Below are 16,492 nucleotides of genomic sequence, written 5' to 3'. Positions count from 1 at the left end.
CATTTTTTACCGCAGAGTAAATAACATACCTAACGGGTAATTAGTATTAACTTATGAGTTATCTTTTGTGATTGGCCAGCACGGCATCCGTGTCCGCTCCCAAAGGAGAAACGTCGGTCAGCGGCCCCGGGTGGAAGCCTCCGAATACCAACGGCTGTGCCACGTGCCAAGAAGAACCGCCGTCGTTACGCGCCACTTGCCTGAACATGCCGCGATGCCGGAAATGCTCGTCGGCGACCACTTCCTCCAGGGAATTGACCGCCCCCCACGGAATGCCGGCCCGGTCTAGCTCGGCGCCCCATTCTTCTCGCGATCGGTGCTTCAAAGCGGCTGTGATTCGCGCTCGCAATACGGTCTGCTCGGCGACGCGCTCTGGATGCCGCAACGCGGCCACGTCGTCCATACCCAACAGCGGGCACAGCGGTTGCCAGAACCAGTCCTCATGCGCGATTGACAGCGTCAGTAGCTTTCCATCCGCGCATTCGAACGTGCCGTAACCTGGCTCATCGTTGACGAAACCCTCATTCATGCCGTTCATGCGCGGCGCCAGCATGGCGGTCATCAATGAAACCAAGCAGTCCGTCATGGAAACGTCAATATATGCACCCTGGCCGGTGCGCTCGCGGCGCAGCAGGGCCGACAGCATGCCGGTCAATGCGAACATTGCGGATGACAGGTCGCCGATTGCAAGGTCCGGCGGTGCTTCGATTCGGCCGGTTTTCGCCTGGCGAGACAGGAGGCCGGCCAGCGCCTGATATGACAAGTCGTGTGCCGGCCGATCGCGGTAAGGGCCGGTTTGCCCGAATCCCGAGATCGACAGATAGACAATGCGTGGATTGATTGTGGCTGTGGCGGCGTAATCGAATCCGAGGCGAGCCATAGTCCCGGGCCGATATCCCTCCATCAGGACGTCGGCGTCACGTATCAGACTACGCAGACTTTCCTTGCCCTGCTCCGTCTTCAGATCCAGCACCACCGACTTCTTGTTCCGGTTCAGTGACGCGTGAAATCCAGGATATTGGCGCGCCGGGTCTCCGGAGCTTCGTTCAACGATGATTACCTCGGCGCCGAGATCGGCTGCCACCAGAGTGGCGAACGGTCCGGGATACTGTTCGGCCAGGGTAAGAATACGTATGCCTTCAAGCGGGAGAATCATTGCTTTCCTCTCATGCGAAACAAAAAAGCCACCGATCCGAACTCGTGAACTCCACAGCACGGTAGAGAATTCGAGTTTTTATTCTACCGATTGGTAAGATAAATTACCACATAATTATTTGACTTTCCAATTGGAAGAAAATAGTTCAAGATAAGACACTCAATCCAACCCAGAGGAGACAGCCCATGAATGAGGAAGAGATCATTTCCGAGGTGCGCGACGGCGCCATGTGGATCACCCTAAACCGTCCTGAAGCAATGAACTCATTGACGCCACGGGTGCTGGCCGGAATTTCCCGAGCCTTGGATCAGGCGCAGAACACTGACGGCGTACGTGCCGTGGTACTGACCGGCAATGGACGCGCTTTTTGCGCCGGCGCCGATTTGAAGTACGTGCAAAGCCAGGTCGGCGACACCGACAATGGAACACGGCACTTCCTGAGCGAGGTACTGGCCCTCATGAACCGCGTGGAGAGCTTTCCGATGCCGGTCATTGCCGCAATCAACGGCTTGGCGCTAGCCGGCGGCCTCGAGCTGGTACTGTGCTGTGATTTGGTCATCGCGGCCCGCTCGGCCAAGCTGGGCGACGCGCACGCCAACTACGGCTTGCTTCCGGGCGGCGGCGGATCGGTACGACTGCCGCGAAAGATAGGACCGAGTCGTGCGAAGTATCTGCTCTATACGGGAGAATTCCTGCCGGCCGAGGAATTGCTGGCCGCCGGCCTGGTGAACAAGGTGGTGGAAGATGCGGAGCTGCTTTCCGCTACCGGCGAGCTGGTCGCCACGTTAGCCCGGAAGAGCCCTCTTGGCTTGCGCCGAATGAAGGCACTGGTTGATGATGGACTGGCCCAGCCGATCGAATCAGCCTTGCGGCTAGAACTGCTGGCTTCCGAGGTGCATGCCCATAGCGCGGACATGAAGGAAGGCCTGGCCGCATTCAACGAGAAAAGAGCGCCGGTGTTCACCGGTCGCTAGGAACGCCTGTTTGTGAGGAGAGAGACCATGACACCCCTCGACCGCTTCGCCCGCCTGCGTGCCACGCAGGAAACCGCTTGGCAGATGGCACCGGCCATACGGGCAATCTATGAAAGAGCCGGGATGACGCCAGCCCACCTGCGCACCGCCCAGGATATGACACGTCTGCCGGTCACCAGCAAGGACGAACTGCTAGCGCTTCAGCAATCACATCCGCCGTTCGGCGGGTTCCTCGCCGCTCGGGAAGAGGATATCGCGCACATCTTTGTCTCGCCCGGCCCCCTGAACGAACCGCACCTGCGCTCCGACCGGGATGGACATGGTTTTGCACGGGTGTTTCAGGCTGCCGGTGTAGGGCCGGGCGACCGCGTTCTGAACACCTGGTCCTATCACCTCGTTCCCGCCGGCCTTCTGCTTGACCAGGGCATTGTCGCCTGCGGCGCCACCGTCATTCCTGCCGGGACCGGCGGCGCCGAATTGCAGGCAAAGATTGTGCTCGACTTGGGTGTCACCTGCATCTGCGCTTCCACCGCTTTTTTCATGACCTTGGTCGAGACACTGGAGGGCCTCGGTCACGAGCTGCCGCGAGCTTGGAAAGTGCGCTCTGCTCTACTGGGCGGCGAGATGGGAGATTGGATGGGCAAGCGCCGCCGCCTCGAGGAGCGCTATGGCATTCGAACCTTCTCCACCTACGCCACCGGCGATTTTGGATTGATTGGCTACGAACAGAAGGGCCAAGAAGGTTATGCAATCCACGAAGACCGTCTGGTGCAGATTTGCGACCCAGTCGCCGGCTTGCCAGTCGCTGCGGGCACGCCGGGCCAAATCGTCGTTACCACGCTTTCGCCCGGTTGGCCGCTGATTCGCTTCGGCACCGGCGACGTCGCTTGCGCCCTCGAAATCGGTGATGACGGATGTGTTAGCAGGATCGGCCAAATACAGGGCCGGGTCGGGCAGGCGGTCAAGGCCAGGGAAATTTTCATTTATCCTCGGCAACTGGAGGAGTTGGCCATCCGCATTCCTGGAGTGCGCGCCGCTCAGGCGGTGATCACCTGCCCCGGCAACCGCGAGGAAGTCACACTACGCCTGGCGGTCGAACCCTCGGCACGACAGGATTCGTTGGCGCAGACGGTGGCCCAGGAATTCCAGACCCTGTCCCGGCTCAAGCCCGATCACTTCGAATGGCTAGCGGCCGATGCCCTGGCGGCGGAAACCGTACTAGTGGTAGATCGCAAGAGCGGTACTTAGCGAATCGCTGTTAGGCGGCGGCCATCTGATACCAGGCGCAGCCGTCGTCTCCGATTCGCACCGAAGCTTCACCTCGAGCTACGAGATAGTTGAGATGGGCCAAACTTTCTCCCGTCGCCATGCTCATCAAATGGTGGTCCGAGGTGATGGCCCGGGCGAACAGTGCCCCGTATACGTCGATCACACGCCGCGGTTCGCACAGAGCTTTCCGCAGCCGCTCGAGCGCGCGCTGCTGGCTCTGCAAAAGAGAGTCGATCCGATGATGCAAGCCATGAAACGGCTCATTATGTGAAGGAAGCACCAGTACGTCGTCCGGGACTTCGCGCCTCAGTTTTTCAAGCGAATCCAGCCAGTCTGAGAGTGGGTTAGCTTCCGGCTCAGTGGGAAATACCGAGACGTTGGATGATATGCGGGGCAATATCTGGTCGCCCGAGATCAGCTGCTTTAGCTCAGGGCAGTACAGGCAAACATGCTCTGGCGAATGCCCCGTGCCCACCACGACGCGCCAGAGCCGTCCGCCGATATGAAGCTCTTCGCCATCCCGCAGGCGCCGATAACTGTCGGGCAAAGCATAGATCATCTTACCGAAGGCGCCGAACCGCGTGCGGTAGTTTTCGATGTCTTCGTCATTCCAGCCGGCCCGACGATAGAATTGCACGGCGTCCTCCGGCGCTTCACGACCGGTATCGGCGCCTAGCACGCGACAGCTCAGGTACTCCAGGCGACTGATCCATAGCTTGCAGCCAAACTTCCGGGTCAGCCAGCCCGCCATGCCGATATGGTCGGGATGCATATGGGTGACGAAGACGCGCGTCACAGGATCCCCGAGCACACCGGAAAACAACCGGCGCCAAGCCGCCGCCGTATCGGGCGACCAGATGCCGGTATCCACCAGCGACCAGCCGGCCCCATCACGGATTGCCCACATGTTGATATGGTCGAGTTGGAACGGCAGGGGCATGCGTATCCACTGCACCCCCTGCGCGATTTCCCTGGCGGTTCCCGCCTCTGGAACCTCTCCGCACGGATATGTCAGGCCAGGCTTGGCAGCTGTGCTACCTTCGTCTTCAGTGTTCATGGCGGACTCCTCACGATACGCCGGCCTTATTACATCCGCCCGGCGTTATTCCTAGGCCAGACTACGCGCAATGATGAGCTTCTGAATATGGCTCGTGCCTTCATAGATCTTGCAGACACGGACATCACGGCAATAGCGTTCGACCGGGAAATCTTTGAGGTAGCCGTACCCACCATGGAGTTGTAGCGCGGTAGAGCACACCTTCTCCGCCATCTCGCTAGCGAACAGCTTCGCCATCGACGCTTCCTTCGCGCATGGAACGTTCGCATCGACCAAGCGTGCGGCATGCAACACATACTGATGGGCAATCTCTACATGCATCGCCATGTCTGCCAAGTCGAAGCTGACCGCTTGCAAGTTGATGATCGGGGCGCCATACGCTTCCCGGTCCTTGGCGTACCGCAAGGCCGCCTCCAGGGCGGCACGAGCGACCCCAACGGCCTGCGCCGCAATGGCGACACGGCCGTGCGACAGTAATGCCATCGTTTGCTGATAGCCTGCGCCTTCGGCACCAATGAGATTTCCGGCTGGGACGCGACAATCCTTCAATTCGATCTGCGCGAGATGTGCGGTGTGTTGACCATATTTACTTTCGACACGTGCGACCTCGTATCCGGGCTGCTTCGGGTCGACTAGGAACAAGCTTTTTCCGCGCTTGCCGGCGGTTGGATCGGTGACCGCAAGCACGATCGCCAAGCCTGCCTCGCTGCCGTTCGAAATGAATTGCTTGCTGCCGTTCAGGACGTATTCAGTGCCATCTCGTCGCGCGGAGGTGCGAAATGCCGCGGTGTCGGATCCGGCGTGAGGCTCGGTAAGCAAGAAGGCGCCAATGTGCTCACCGCTGGCAAGCTTTGGCAAGTATTTACGCTTCTGTTCTTCGCTAGCCGACCACATCAGCGTCAGACCCAGACTGTTGTGGACATGAACGATAGTCGCAAATCCAGCATCCGCCGCCGCGAACTCTTCAATGGCCAGACAGTATTCGACAAAGCTTGCGCCCGACCCGCCATACTCGTCTGGCACCAACATACCCATAAAGCCGAGTTCACCCACAGATTTCAGCTCGTCATGTGGCCAAGCTTGCGACTGATCGCGCGCCGCCGCGGTCGTTGCGACGACTTCGTTGGCCACCTTTCTGGCGGAATCGCGGATCATGACTTCCTGTTCGCTCAGGAAGACTGCGGAAGTATCGGACATCATATCTCCTTGAATGGAGCCTTGCGGCGCCTTGTTGTAGTGATCAATGCGTGCCATATGCTGCCGGGCTTTCCGGAGCACTTTTCTCACCAATTTTCGACTTATTGGAAGATCGTTTTACCTATTGAACATGAATTCTACTCTTCGGTCAATTATGTTCCCGCCTCTTACCCTTGTCAATCATGTCATCGGCCCCTCTACTCGTCTTTTGATGAGCGCGCACATTGCGGTGGTGGGTAATACCACCCCTCGAAGTTTTTTGGTTGGATTCACCACTGCCAGTACCCTTGGCCGGCGCCAGCGAAGGGGCCGTACGGCCGCCGCCACTCCTCGGCGTTTCCTCTCTCGTGGTGCCAAGACAGGTCATGAGTGAATCGCTCCCTGTGTCCTAGACACTGACGAGTCTCTCGAAATACTGTTGCTCGCAGTTTATCGGCGCGAGCCGGTTGTTGTATCTGCCGCAAAGTTAGCACTTTTGGCGAATCAAACAAAATTCAGACAAGACTCGGGGAGCCATGCATTTTTCAGACATTTTTCCAAATTTCCTGATGCAATCAAGCATAAATCAGACACCCTGGATTAGGGATGGGTTTCCCGTCTTCTGACGGCTCGCTGCCTATTCGAATCAGCCCATCTCGAGCGCAAAATTTTTCAAGCTTCTTCGATTCGCGTGGCATGCCCTCCAGCGACACATATACTGTGATGCAAGAACCTGCATGCCACCCGCCGCGCGCCATGCCGCCGGGTCGAAGAACCGCCCCATCCCATTGGTGGGCTTCGGTGATGTGGTAATTGCCGCCGGCGTGGACGAGGTGCCGACCACCAGCACGCCGGGGAAACCGATTCTGGGGGGAAGTTCTGAGAAATCGGCGCGCTGGCGAAGGCAGAGGCGTGGAACGAAAGTCTGCCGGGCGAGGCCGGCTCCATACCGTAGCAGTGGGGGTGACGGCTGAGTGAAGGCGCATCCGGGCAAATCTGCCAGGGAGGGCTGGGCTCAGCCTCACCACCCGTAGCAAGGCTGTGAAGGTGTTCACCTGCTTTTAGGCTGAGCCATTTGGGTAAGCATGAGAATGGCGAATCCATTTCTCAGTTGGGAGGATGTGTTCAGAAGCGCCAATAGAGGTACCGGGTGGGTATTGGGATGTAGTCGCATTCGAGTACCCAACGACAAGGCCAGATGCATGGATGCATGTTAGCGAGTGGTTTTCTTCCGCTTGCGGTGGCTACGAAAATCTCCCATCAGCACGCGCACGATTGAACGGTTAGCCTCCGTGAGGTGCGCGAGCTCCACCTGGTAACCATAGAGCTGATGGAGAGCGACGGCGACGGCGCATGAGCGCGAATAGCCTCCTTCACAGTGGATAACTAATGAGCATATCTCATCGGGCAGTGCTTCGACGAAGGAGCGAATGGCTTCTGCCTGCTCTTCGGTGAAGGCGTGAGCCAGCTTTCCCCGAGCGCGCTCGGATAGGTCCGGATTGAGGAAATCGACGTCGGCAAAGCTCAGGCGCAGCACGTGAGCGAAGTCGCCAATGGCAGCTGGTGGGCGCTCCGGTGCAGTGATTGAGATGACGGCAATCGATGGCAATAGCGGCAGCTTTTCCGCATCAGGCCGCGACAATGCAAAAACTTGGCGCGTCCTGTCAGTCGGCGGCCTGTAAAGTTTATGGAGAATGTCTTGCAAGCGTTGTGCCATTTCATGTCTCTCAAAAGCCTGGTTTTGTAAAGTGTTGCTTGCTACCGCGCAGTGCCCAAATGACTATCGTCCTCTCTTTACCCGTAGCAGCGGTTTCACGACACTTGAGAAGTTTCAAAAGTAATGGCACCGCGCGATACCGGAAGAGCTGGGTAACCATCATCACTCCTGCGCTAATGGAACAAACAGGTCTTGCCCTGCCCTTGCTCCGAGAACTGCCAGGCGCCCCAGCTCTGCCATGCGAATCAGCCCGCCGCGAATGGCTCCGTCTCGGAGATGCCGAGCACCGACCAGCTCAATGCCAGACAACAGCTTCGATAGGGCAGACGATTTGGTACCCATGCCACGCGCCAAGTCGGCAAGAGGCACGTAGGTTTGTCGGAATGCCAACAGCTGATGCGGCAACACGACGCGGCAGTGCTGGCCGCGGCGTTGAATCGACTCGGACGCCAGCAACCCTTCGTCCACCCAGTGCGCGATGGACTCCCATTTCCAGCCGGTCGCTTTGGCCAGCTGCTGAATCGACATACCCGCCTCGAGCAGGGGCGTGCCGAAATACCGTGACACGTCCGCCCTCAGGAAAGACAGTTCGCCCAGCGTTCGCGCATGGGCGACGGCTTTCACGTCGCCATTTGCAACGGCCTGCATCAGCGACTCGATGGCCTGCTTCTCCCCCATGCGCCGGCTGGTCAGTTCCGCCCAGGTGAGGGTTGCATCATCGGCCACCGCAGTGGGTGCGGCCCACCGGTCCACACGCGCATATAAATCCAGCAGGGATGGGCGTTCGACCGGGCCGCCTTTCAGGAGGTCTTCGCGCCAGCGGATGTCGGACCGGATGACACCGGCCGCTTTCATGCGTTCGAGCACGACGGGGGGAACACTGGCCAGCTCGCAGGCCGTGCTGTCGGAAATCCACCCGGCACGTTGCTGCTGGATGCGCTCGACCTCGGCGCAGGGAATTTCATACACCTGCCCACGCGTGCCCGTACGCCGCGTGCGGTGCGCGCATTCGCCCGCCTGAATCGCGTCATGCAGACGGGAAACGCTGACACCGATGGCTTTGGCGGCATCCGGCGCCCGCAGGTATCCGGTCGCCTCCTCGGCCATGGCCTTGGCCGAATCCAAGCCCAGTACGCAATCGGTTTTTTCGGCGGCGACGTCGAGGATGATGTGCAGGAGCGGCTCGAGCGTCGTGCCCTGGCACAGCTTGCGCAGGCTGATATACCAATCGCCCAGCAATGTGTTCAGCGTGCGCGCATCCTTGCGGCCGGCGGCAATGCGTTGCGCAACATGCGCCCGAAAGCCCATTGGCCAATCAGTCAATAAGGCTTCGAGCGGTGCGAGGAATTCGACCGCTTCCGCGACCGATTTTGGCACGGCTGCGCCACGCGACAACCCGGGCGGCTTCGGGCCTGCATGCAGGCAGAGCGTCCGAATGACCTTCACCAGCACGTTGGTGTCGACGTCATGCAGCACCGGCTTCGTGCTGCCCGACTGCCGGCCATGGCTCGCCATGAGCGTCGACAGCCACTGCTGTGCCTGGGTCGCCGGCACCCGCGGCAGGCTGCCCAAGTCATGGCCACACGCGCACAATCCGATATAGAGTCGCTCCGGCGACAGGTGTTTGCCACAGGCGTTGCACTGGTCGACCAGGCGCAGGCGGTGCTGCGGACATGCGGTGACATATGCGTGTTCCCACGGGTGTCGCAGGTACGCCGATTCCGCCAGGCACGCTGGACACACTGCATCCGATTGCGCACGATGCAGTCGGCCCCAGTCGCGGCAGAGGTCTTCTTTCTGCCTGGCGGATTCGGTCCATGCCGGCTCCAGACCCAGATTCCGGGCTACCTCGTCCGTGCGCATCAGCAAGGCGCGGCGACTCCGTTCGACACCCGCCGTATCCGTCAGGTCACGCCAGCTGAACAGCGCATTGTCGCCGGAAAGTCGACGGTAGTACCCCATGCCGGACTCATCGTCCCGAGGCGCAGAGGTCCGCATGAGGCTCATTGTTTATCTCCTGATTTTTTACGGACCGGGACGGACGCCAGGTTGCTGGTCAAAACATGGACGTAGGCCTGCTTGAGGGCTGCCGGCTCGACGTCCACGTCTTCGATGCCCGAATCCCGGAAGGCCAATCTGTGCGGTGACCCGGCGTGGTTGACGTCTGCCAGTGCCTTCTGGCAGTCTGCGTAGGTGATGGCGCGCGGTGCTTGGTTCGCCATTAACTTGGCCAACTCACGCATGAAGTCGGCGAGTACCCCAATCAGGCCACCGGTGAGCAGATAGCTTTGCTGCGTCAGCACGCGGGGGCGCACGTCAATCGGATAGGCCGCCGCAGCGAACAGGCGGGCATAATTGGTGACGCATGAAATGTATGCCGCCATCTGCTTGGCATCGCTGGCGTCATACGGCAAAAAATGGCGCGCAGGATAAGCCCGGCGACGCAGTTGTTCATTCGCTGAAAAAAGGCGTTCGAGGCGCGGAATACCGAACAGAATCAGCGTCATGTCGAGGGTGTCGGCCAGAGCCTTGAGCCAGTCGCTGGAGGCGCGCGGGGGCACGCGCGACCCTTCATCCACGAGGTGCGATATCTCGTCAAAAATAATCACCCGCGTGCCGGCCAGGCGCAGCTGCGTCACCATGAAATCGAACAGCGCTCCCGCCGTCAGGCGGGCAGGGACCCCGATGCCCAACGCGCGCAGGACACTTTGGGGAAGCAGCTTGGCCGTTGCAGATTGGGGCACCGCCACCACCAGTACGGGCACATGGCGCCGTCCGTCGATACGGGTTTCCGGGTAGTCGCGCGACAGGGTGGCAATGAGCGAAGATTTGCCCACGCCGCTCGGACCGGGGACGCGAACGATTTTGGGTGCAAAGCCAGCGAGGGCGTCATCGATGCGCCGTTTGAGCGTAGCGAGGTGCTCCACGAACATGGGATGCGGCAGTTCGCAGGTCTCGATATCTCGGCGCAATTGTTGGGCTGGTGTCACAGCAGTTTTTCTCCAGTGGTTCTGTTTACGATGGACATCAGCGGCGCATCGTCGTACGAGATGGCAACCGGCTGAAGGTCTTCCGTGGGCAATGAGGGATTGGTCGAAGGGGCAGGCCCAAACGGCCCAGTCGACAACAGCGGCCGGTCGATGCTGCGCTGGAGGGCCGAGTGGTCTTTGGCCCGGCGTACGGTTTCCTGGTTTTCTGCGCGCTTGCCGCGCGGTTTCCGTGCCTTGCCATGTCCAGTCACCGCAGCGTCCAGGTCGCGCAGGAATTGCACCTTGTCGTCCGGGACCGTCCAGTCCTCCATGCCCGCATCGAAACGGGCTTTGGCTTCCGCAAACGTCCAGGCCGGTGTTTGCGGGCGGACGTGTTCGTGCGTCAGCGTGACGAGCGGAAGGGCATCGTCCTCGTACACGTACGCCTGGCGGAAATCGTCGGGGTTGTAGACCACATGGAGCTGGGCGTGGTCGCCGTACTTGGCCAGCAGATAGGACATGGCTTCGCCCTTGTAACGGAAGCCATGCTCAAGCGTGATGCCGGTCTTGGCGCTCAGCGTGCACCGCTTGTGCTCGAAGAGCGCGGCCATCCATTGCTGACGCGGTGGTGGCATGGTGATCGGATGTCCCCTCTCTTCGGTCAGGTAATTCAGACGCGCAAGCGGCGTCTTGCCCTTGACCGCATCGACCAATAATTCGTCCCAGCGCAGACGCTCGAGTGGCGTGTTGACCCAGTCCTCGTACAGCCACCGGACGATCCACTTCTCGAGCGCGTCGACTGTCATCAGCGCATCGCCCAGCGCCTCCGGGTCACGCTTGCCATCCTTACCTTCGAAACGCGTGCAGCCCGGGAGGCGCTGCAACGCCTCCTTGAGCGCCCGGTTCAGGCGCTCGATGAAGGGCTTGCCTTGCGCTTCCTTCGCCTTGCAGTGCTTGACGTCCATCCCTAGCAGTTCCAGGCGAACGATGCGGCCCCCCTTGGTCTCCGGACCATTATCAAAAATGACCTGGGCAGGCGTGCCATAGAGATTCCGTGCATGGGCGATGCCCAGCGCCTTGAAGCGGGCCGCCTTGGCTGGCGTCAGATACATTTCGATGCACCGCAGCGAATCCATCTCGCGCGGCGAACCAATGACCAGATGCCATCCCACCGGATACCCGGTGCAGACATCAATCGCCAGCACCAGATAGACGGTCCGGGCGACGCCATGGGGGGTGCGCACCACGAATGGCAAATGCAGGGCATCCTGCTCGATGCGGGCGAAAGGAAATGCCGCCCGGATACGCTTTGTTGCGAACGACTTGCCGGCGACCCGGTTGAGCGGGTCCATCCGGTCGTATTCGGCATCGACGGTCAGGCGATGAATCGTGGCGACGACGAATTTGCGGCTGATAGCGTGCTTGGCAACATGCAGGCCGCGGCGGCGGGCTTCTCGGTTGATATATCCCGTCAGGTCCAGGACCGTCCACTTGGATTCCGTGACCAAGTACCGGTCCTGGATGACCCCCTCGGCGAATTCCATCAGGTCCCTCGCATACCTGGGCGTCGCGTTGCCTTTGTTTTTGTCGCCTTTGAGCACCGGCAAGCCGAGCAGTTGCTTCTTGTGAGCCCGGAACAGGGTCGGACGAGATGGAAACGCGCAGACCACCAATCCGTCTGCGTGCTCGCTCACGTAGGCCTCACGGGCCAGGGGTATCGCGGCGTCAAACGACAGACCCCGTTGCGCCCGGAGGGCATCGATGCGCCGCAGGGCGTCGTGCAGAAAACGGTCCCTGGCGTGCAGTGCCGGGTTGTCGTACTGGGCGACGAGGCCGACGCGCGGCATTCCCTTGCGATGCAGTATCAGACTGCCGGCCGCAATTCCGGCCCGGATGGCGGCTTCATCGACAAAACGAGCCTCGCGTTTTGCGGCATCGAAAATTTGGATAGTGCCGGCATGGATACGAGCGTCCAGCACCTCGAAGTAGCGGTCCGGCTCGCCAGGTGGCGCCAATTTGTCTTCGACGCGCAGGTCGGACATCATGACCGCAGCTCCTCAATCAGGCAGAGGTGGCCCAGGTCGCCATAGGCGGCCGACAGTTCCAGCGTGGCGCAGATGCGGTGATGCGCCACGTCTGCTTGCAGCACACCGGTGGCCAGCAGCGGCGGAAGCAGGCCCGTCGGAATCTGGAGGTCGGCACACAGGTCGCGTTGCAGCACCGGGCCGGATTCACAATAGCGCTGGACCCGGTCGATGATGTCCGGCGTCAGGTATTCCTGGGCGCGCACGAGCGCTGGCTTCAGCAGTTGGGCATTGACGACGACCGGGTGCCGTTCGTCCGCCGGCACGACCAGCGTGGAGAGCGGATAGCAGTACGCCAGCATGATTTCGCGGGCGCGCTCGATTTTCGCCCAGTAGCGGTCGTCGCCCTCGTAACCCTCGAGTTTGACTTCGTACGCGCATTGCAGGCCATCGAGCTGAACCGTGGCGAAGTCGGGTGTGTATTCCACCTCTCCGGCGCGGCCGCCCCGCATCCGGCGTGCCTCGGAGACTTCTTCGCGCGTCAACAGCAGCCGTTCGCCGACCAGGTCGACGGTGAACGGTTGTGGCTTGAAGGAGCGCACGCGCGGGTCGACGCTCAGCAGGTGCGCCACCAGGCGTTCCGCGTCGGAGTCGACGGTGATGTGGCCGCCGGCCTTTTCGGCATAGGTGCCGATGCGGGCTTTGCCGTACGTCCGGGCCGTGAACCGGACGCCGGCGTTCGCCGCAGTCCGGCGGCTGCGCACGCCATAGGATGGCGCGCTTCTCATTGCGCACCTCCGAGGCTCGGCAATTGGAGGGTGGCTCGGTCGGTTGCCAAGAACACAACGGCTCCCTGCCGGAGCGGCGGGGTGATAGGTAAACTTTTTGCCAACAATTGGTCCTCAAAAAAATGACTGCCTGAGAACATGTAATGCTGGCGGGTGGACATCAGTCGTATACGACTGAAAATAGCCGTGAGAGAATACTGGCAGGAAATGAGCAAACGCCTCTTGAAGGCCGAGGGAGAGTGATGGAGAGACTGCCACGCCATGGTGGCCAGCCGGTTCAGCCTTACGAGGCTTGGGAGCAGACCGCGAAAGAGTTGATAGAAATCGAGATGCTGCGGCGCGGTATTCGCTACAAACAGCTTTCGCGCCTGCTCGCGGAGCTGGGAATCGACGAGTCGCCCGACCAGATCAACCGCAAGGTCAATCGCAAGCGGTTCAGCGCGGCATTTCTGGTCGCCTGTCTGCGCGCCATGGGGGTGGAAACCCTCCCGCTTAAATAGGGACAGAGTCGCGCGACCTGAGCCGCATGCCAGCCCTTGCGCCCGATTCGCCCCCAGCCAGACCCGTTTCATCGCCCGCTCCCGCGTCGTACCCTCTCATAAATAGGGGGCACGACCGGACAGGCGGTCAGCAAGGCGAATACTGGCTCATCGTGGCGTTACTACGTGCCGGCGTTGCACCGGCGTAAATTTGCAAAATAGACATCATTGGTGGGATTTTCAAGCTCGACGGTACCGAATTGTGAGCTACAGCAATAAACCCCTGCCAGACAGCGCATATTCCCCGCAACCCATCGAGTCGCGACTCAACGCGGCAGGTACTGGTCAAGAACGGCTTGTTCTGACAGGGGGCTACGTTTTCCCGTTTCAATCCAACTGCCGGAGCAAGCTGCTGCGCCAAGTCCAGACAAATCTCATAAGCTTGCACGACTTCTGGTGGGATGCATCCGGGTTGATAGAACCGCCCGGCAAACTTCACCCGCAGGTGCTCCGGTACTTGGACGCGATCGCGCCCGGCGCCACACTCGCTGACTTGCTGGCGGAATCGGATCCGGCCCTCAGCGCCCTTCAGCGGCGCGAAGCGACCCAGCGCGTGCGCGCCCTGACTGCCACTGAACGCGAGGCATTGGACTTCTAAAATCAGGCAGCACCGGCGCGCGCCAATCCTATCGCTGCGGAGTGCATCAAGCCCTGGTGAGCGGCCTATCCTATTGCTTACCAGAGGGAGGAGGTTGCGGGCGCAACACCAGGGTGCCATCTTCGCCTAGGAAAAATCGAACCTGGTCGCTAGGCTTTAGGCCAAGCCGCTCCCGGATCTCACGAGGAATGATGATTTTCCCGGAGGCAGTCAGGGGACACGGCTGATGGGTGCGCTCGGGTCGCTCGACCTGCAAAAACGTTGGTCTATAAGGACATTTCAGGGTGGTATTCGCCAACGTTTATGCAGCCTAACCTCGCCGCCGACGGCCATCCGCGTCGCCCCCTTCATTGCCGAAAACGCAAGCGTTCCGGAATTAACCGGTAATTGTCCGGTGACAGCAGTGTCCGTATTTTTCCGCTCGCGGTCGTGTAAAACCGAACGTGAACTATAAATGTAAGTTAGGTTAGGCTTCTCTGAATGATGTGGCTGTTACTTGGCAACTTCGATAACCGCGGGCGCTTCGAACCGATTTCCCTTTGTGGAGACGGCAAATATTTTTGCGTTTTTCTCCTCGCCTAATTTAATGTCATCAACCAGTTGTCTATTAACTTTGACGATATCTGAAATAGGGAATATCGCTTGCTCTCCAGGAGATAACGTCCGCGGCTGCTCTGTGCCTGCGTAGAACGCATGATTTGGCAAATCAAAATCTTGATAACCGGCTTCCAGAATTCGAACGGTGGCGCTTCCAATATTTGTAATTAAAACAGCGGGTTGAAGATTTTCCCTCTCTTCTACGCCACTTATCATTCTTAAGTCCAGTGGGTTCAACGGACTTTTATCGAGCATCATTTTTAATTCAACTTTTATTCTTTCCTCAACGGAATCTTGTCTCGTTTGGTACTGGAAATAACCAGTCGCAGCGGAAATAACAAGAGCGAGGGCGGACATTCCTAGGGATATGGTTTCGTATTTGCTCATTGGCCGTCAAAGAATTAATAAGCTAACCGGGAAGTAATAATATAGAAATCCTGAAATTCGCGGCATGCGCTAAGTTTGCATGCTATTGAAGATGGAAACACCAAACGTCCGCTTCGGGTCTAGGCTGTGTGAAAACGTGAGGAGCTTGAAATTTCCATTCGCTTGGACGCTTGCCGGCGCAAAGAAATGGCGTCGTTGTGCGATTTAATGGTTCATTCCTGCACAAATTTATAGGCGTTTTTTGTTTTCACACAGCCTCGACCCAAAGGAGATGTTAGTCATCGCACAACAGTGTTGTGCTCACATGTCTGGAATGCAAAGCTTGTAGCCCTGCTCATTTTTTTCGATTTGAGCCTCAGCCTCATGTCTAATGAGATCCATTACACCTCAGCACATTCTGCTTCTCTCTGGTTACTCTCAGTCATCGTTGGGCCCAGATGTCTCAGCAGCCTCACTGGAGGCTGGAGTGCCTAGCGTCAAGGGGTTTCTGTGTCGAGCTTTGATTCAATGCCATGACTCTTTTGTGGTTGGCCCAGATGCTTCATAAGTTCGGCACGCTCTGTCGCACAGAAATCAAGTAGCGATTTCATCCCGGTGTCTGCATCAGTTTCTGGATGCATTGCAATTCGTACAGGGCGAGGAAGAAGCCACTTAGAGCCTTCACTCGCTTCCACTTCAAGCACGATGCCTTCTCGCTTAATCTTCAACTCGGCATACTCACGAAGAAAACCAGCCTCGAAGTCAAAGGCCTGAACGTTGGCCGTATTCCCAAACACACCAATGTCGCCTTTCAGCAGCTTGTAACCGTTGGGGAAACCCACCTTACAAAGCTTCTTATCCGCAATAACTCCCTCTACGTTGCCATCTTTCACGATAATGACCAGTTGAAGGCTTGTGTCTGACAAGTTCATTGATGCCATGTCTACGTAGCCTTCAGGAAAATTGTTGAATAGCCCTGTCCACGCTTTTTCCTGATAGAGCCAGGAGTAAAAATCATTCTTGAGGTCGGCAAAAGCTCCCTTATTATTTGCATATAGGACGAGGATGCCGAATACACCCGCGATGAAGCTGACTAAGGCGGTCAGTGCTGTAAAACCTTCTTTCATGCGAACAACCCACGAAACACGGGGGATGTTTGGCTCACTCCTCCCTACCGGCCCTCTGGGCCTTCTGAGACTTTTCTTGTTTGTTCTCACCGATGCTGTGTCCTCTGGCTTTAATTTTAAAAACCCATCAAAATC

Annotated in this window: 15 protein-coding genes; 4 read left to right on the top strand and 11 right to left on the bottom strand. The window is 58.9% G+C overall.

Annotation, left to right across the window (positions count from 1 at the left end):
- Window positions 1-58 precede the first annotated feature (58 nt).
- A complete protein-coding gene (locus ABC383_RS14505; protein ID WP_163967574.1) occupies window positions 59-1,156 on the bottom strand; it encodes a CaiB/BaiF CoA transferase family protein in 1,098 nt (365 codons plus the stop codon).
- Between the two features lie 185 nt (window positions 1,157-1,341).
- Between ABC383_RS14505 and ABC383_RS14500 the strand changes: the two genes are divergently transcribed.
- Window positions 1,342-2,130: an enoyl-CoA hydratase/isomerase family protein gene (locus tag ABC383_RS14500; RefSeq protein WP_012248115.1), complete on the top strand. Its 789-nt coding sequence runs from the start codon at window positions 1,342-1,344 to the stop codon at window positions 2,128-2,130.
- A gap of 27 nt (window positions 2,131-2,157) precedes the next feature.
- A complete protein-coding gene (locus tag ABC383_RS14495; protein ID WP_163967573.1) occupies window positions 2,158-3,378 on the top strand; it encodes a phenylacetate--CoA ligase family protein in 1,221 nt (406 codons plus the stop codon).
- Window positions 3,379-3,388: 10 nt separating this feature from the next.
- On the opposite strand, the gene ABC383_RS14490 is transcribed toward ABC383_RS14495, so the two are convergent.
- The 7 genes from ABC383_RS14490 to ABC383_RS14460 form a co-directional block, all read right to left on the bottom strand.
- The gene (locus ABC383_RS14490) at window positions 3,389-4,456 is read right to left on the bottom strand and encodes an MBL fold metallo-hydrolase (protein WP_105793868.1); all 1,068 of its coding nucleotides are present in this window, start codon (window positions 4,454-4,456) and stop codon (window positions 3,389-3,391) included.
- A gap of 51 nt (window positions 4,457-4,507) precedes the next feature.
- A complete protein-coding gene (locus tag ABC383_RS14485) occupies window positions 4,508-5,653 on the bottom strand; it encodes an acyl-CoA dehydrogenase family protein (RefSeq protein ID WP_041863569.1) in 1,146 nt (381 codons plus the stop codon).
- Between the two features lie 1,192 nt (window positions 5,654-6,845).
- On the bottom strand, window positions 6,846-7,349 hold the full coding sequence (locus ABC383_RS14480; protein ID WP_163967572.1) for a hypothetical protein: 504 nt from the start codon (window positions 7,347-7,349) through the stop codon (window positions 6,846-6,848).
- A 162-nt stretch (window positions 7,350-7,511) separates the two neighbouring features.
- Window positions 7,512-9,356: a TniQ family protein gene (locus ABC383_RS14475; RefSeq protein WP_163967571.1), complete on the bottom strand. Its 1,845-nt coding sequence runs from the start codon at window positions 9,354-9,356 to the stop codon at window positions 7,512-7,514.
- Window positions 9,353-10,339 (bottom strand): TniB family NTP-binding protein, encoded by a 987-nt coding sequence (locus ABC383_RS14470; RefSeq protein WP_328804825.1) that lies wholly within the window; start codon window positions 10,337-10,339, stop codon window positions 9,353-9,355. The genes ABC383_RS14475 and ABC383_RS14470 overlap by 4 nt, the downstream gene beginning before the upstream one ends.
- Window positions 10,336-12,363: a transposase family protein gene (locus ABC383_RS14465; RefSeq protein WP_163967570.1), complete on the bottom strand. Its 2,028-nt coding sequence runs from the start codon at window positions 12,361-12,363 to the stop codon at window positions 10,336-10,338. The genes ABC383_RS14470 and ABC383_RS14465 overlap by 4 nt, the downstream gene beginning before the upstream one ends.
- The gene (locus ABC383_RS14460) at window positions 12,360-13,130 is read right to left on the bottom strand and encodes a hypothetical protein (protein ID WP_163967569.1); all 771 of its coding nucleotides are present in this window, start codon (window positions 13,128-13,130) and stop codon (window positions 12,360-12,362) included. The genes ABC383_RS14465 and ABC383_RS14460 overlap by 4 nt, the downstream gene beginning before the upstream one ends.
- A 242-nt stretch (window positions 13,131-13,372) precedes the next feature.
- Between ABC383_RS14460 and ABC383_RS14455 the strand changes: the two genes are divergently transcribed.
- Together ABC383_RS14455 and ABC383_RS14450 are read left to right on the top strand one after the other, a co-directional pair.
- Entirely contained in the window at window positions 13,373-13,630 is a 258-nt protein-coding gene (locus ABC383_RS14455; RefSeq protein WP_163967568.1) for a DUF6471 domain-containing protein, read from the top strand.
- Between the two features lie 241 nt (window positions 13,631-13,871).
- A complete protein-coding gene (locus ABC383_RS14450; RefSeq protein ID WP_413014822.1) occupies window positions 13,872-14,267 on the top strand; it encodes a hypothetical protein in 396 nt (131 codons plus the stop codon).
- Between the two features lie 70 nt (window positions 14,268-14,337).
- Here the strand turns inward: ABC383_RS14450 and ABC383_RS14445 are convergent, their stop codons facing one another.
- The 3 genes from ABC383_RS14445 to ABC383_RS14435 all read right to left on the bottom strand — a co-directional run bounded on the left by ABC383_RS14445 (window position 14,338) and on the right by ABC383_RS14435 (window position 16,357).
- Window positions 14,338-14,523 (bottom strand): AbrB/MazE/SpoVT family DNA-binding domain-containing protein, encoded by a 186-nt coding sequence (locus ABC383_RS14445; protein ID WP_407941692.1) that lies wholly within the window; start codon window positions 14,521-14,523, stop codon window positions 14,338-14,340.
- Window positions 14,524-14,759: 236 nt separating this feature from the next.
- Window positions 14,760-15,251 carry a hypothetical protein gene (locus ABC383_RS14440; RefSeq protein ID WP_163967566.1) on the bottom strand — a complete coding sequence of 164 codons (492 nt, stop codon included), beginning with the start codon at window positions 15,249-15,251 and terminating at the stop codon, window positions 14,760-14,762.
- A gap of 476 nt (window positions 15,252-15,727) precedes the next feature.
- A complete protein-coding gene (locus tag ABC383_RS14435) occupies window positions 15,728-16,357 on the bottom strand; it encodes a hypothetical protein (protein WP_163967565.1) in 630 nt (209 codons plus the stop codon).
- Window positions 16,358-16,492: the final 135 nt, after the last annotated feature.

The sequence above is a fragment of the Noviherbaspirillum phoenicis genome (assembly GCF_047237965.1).
Lineage (GTDB): Bacteria > Pseudomonadota > Gammaproteobacteria > Burkholderiales > Burkholderiaceae_D > Noviherbaspirillum_A.
The sequence above is the reverse complement of the archived record's forward strand: the minus strand, read 5'-3'. Positions and strand labels throughout refer to the sequence as shown.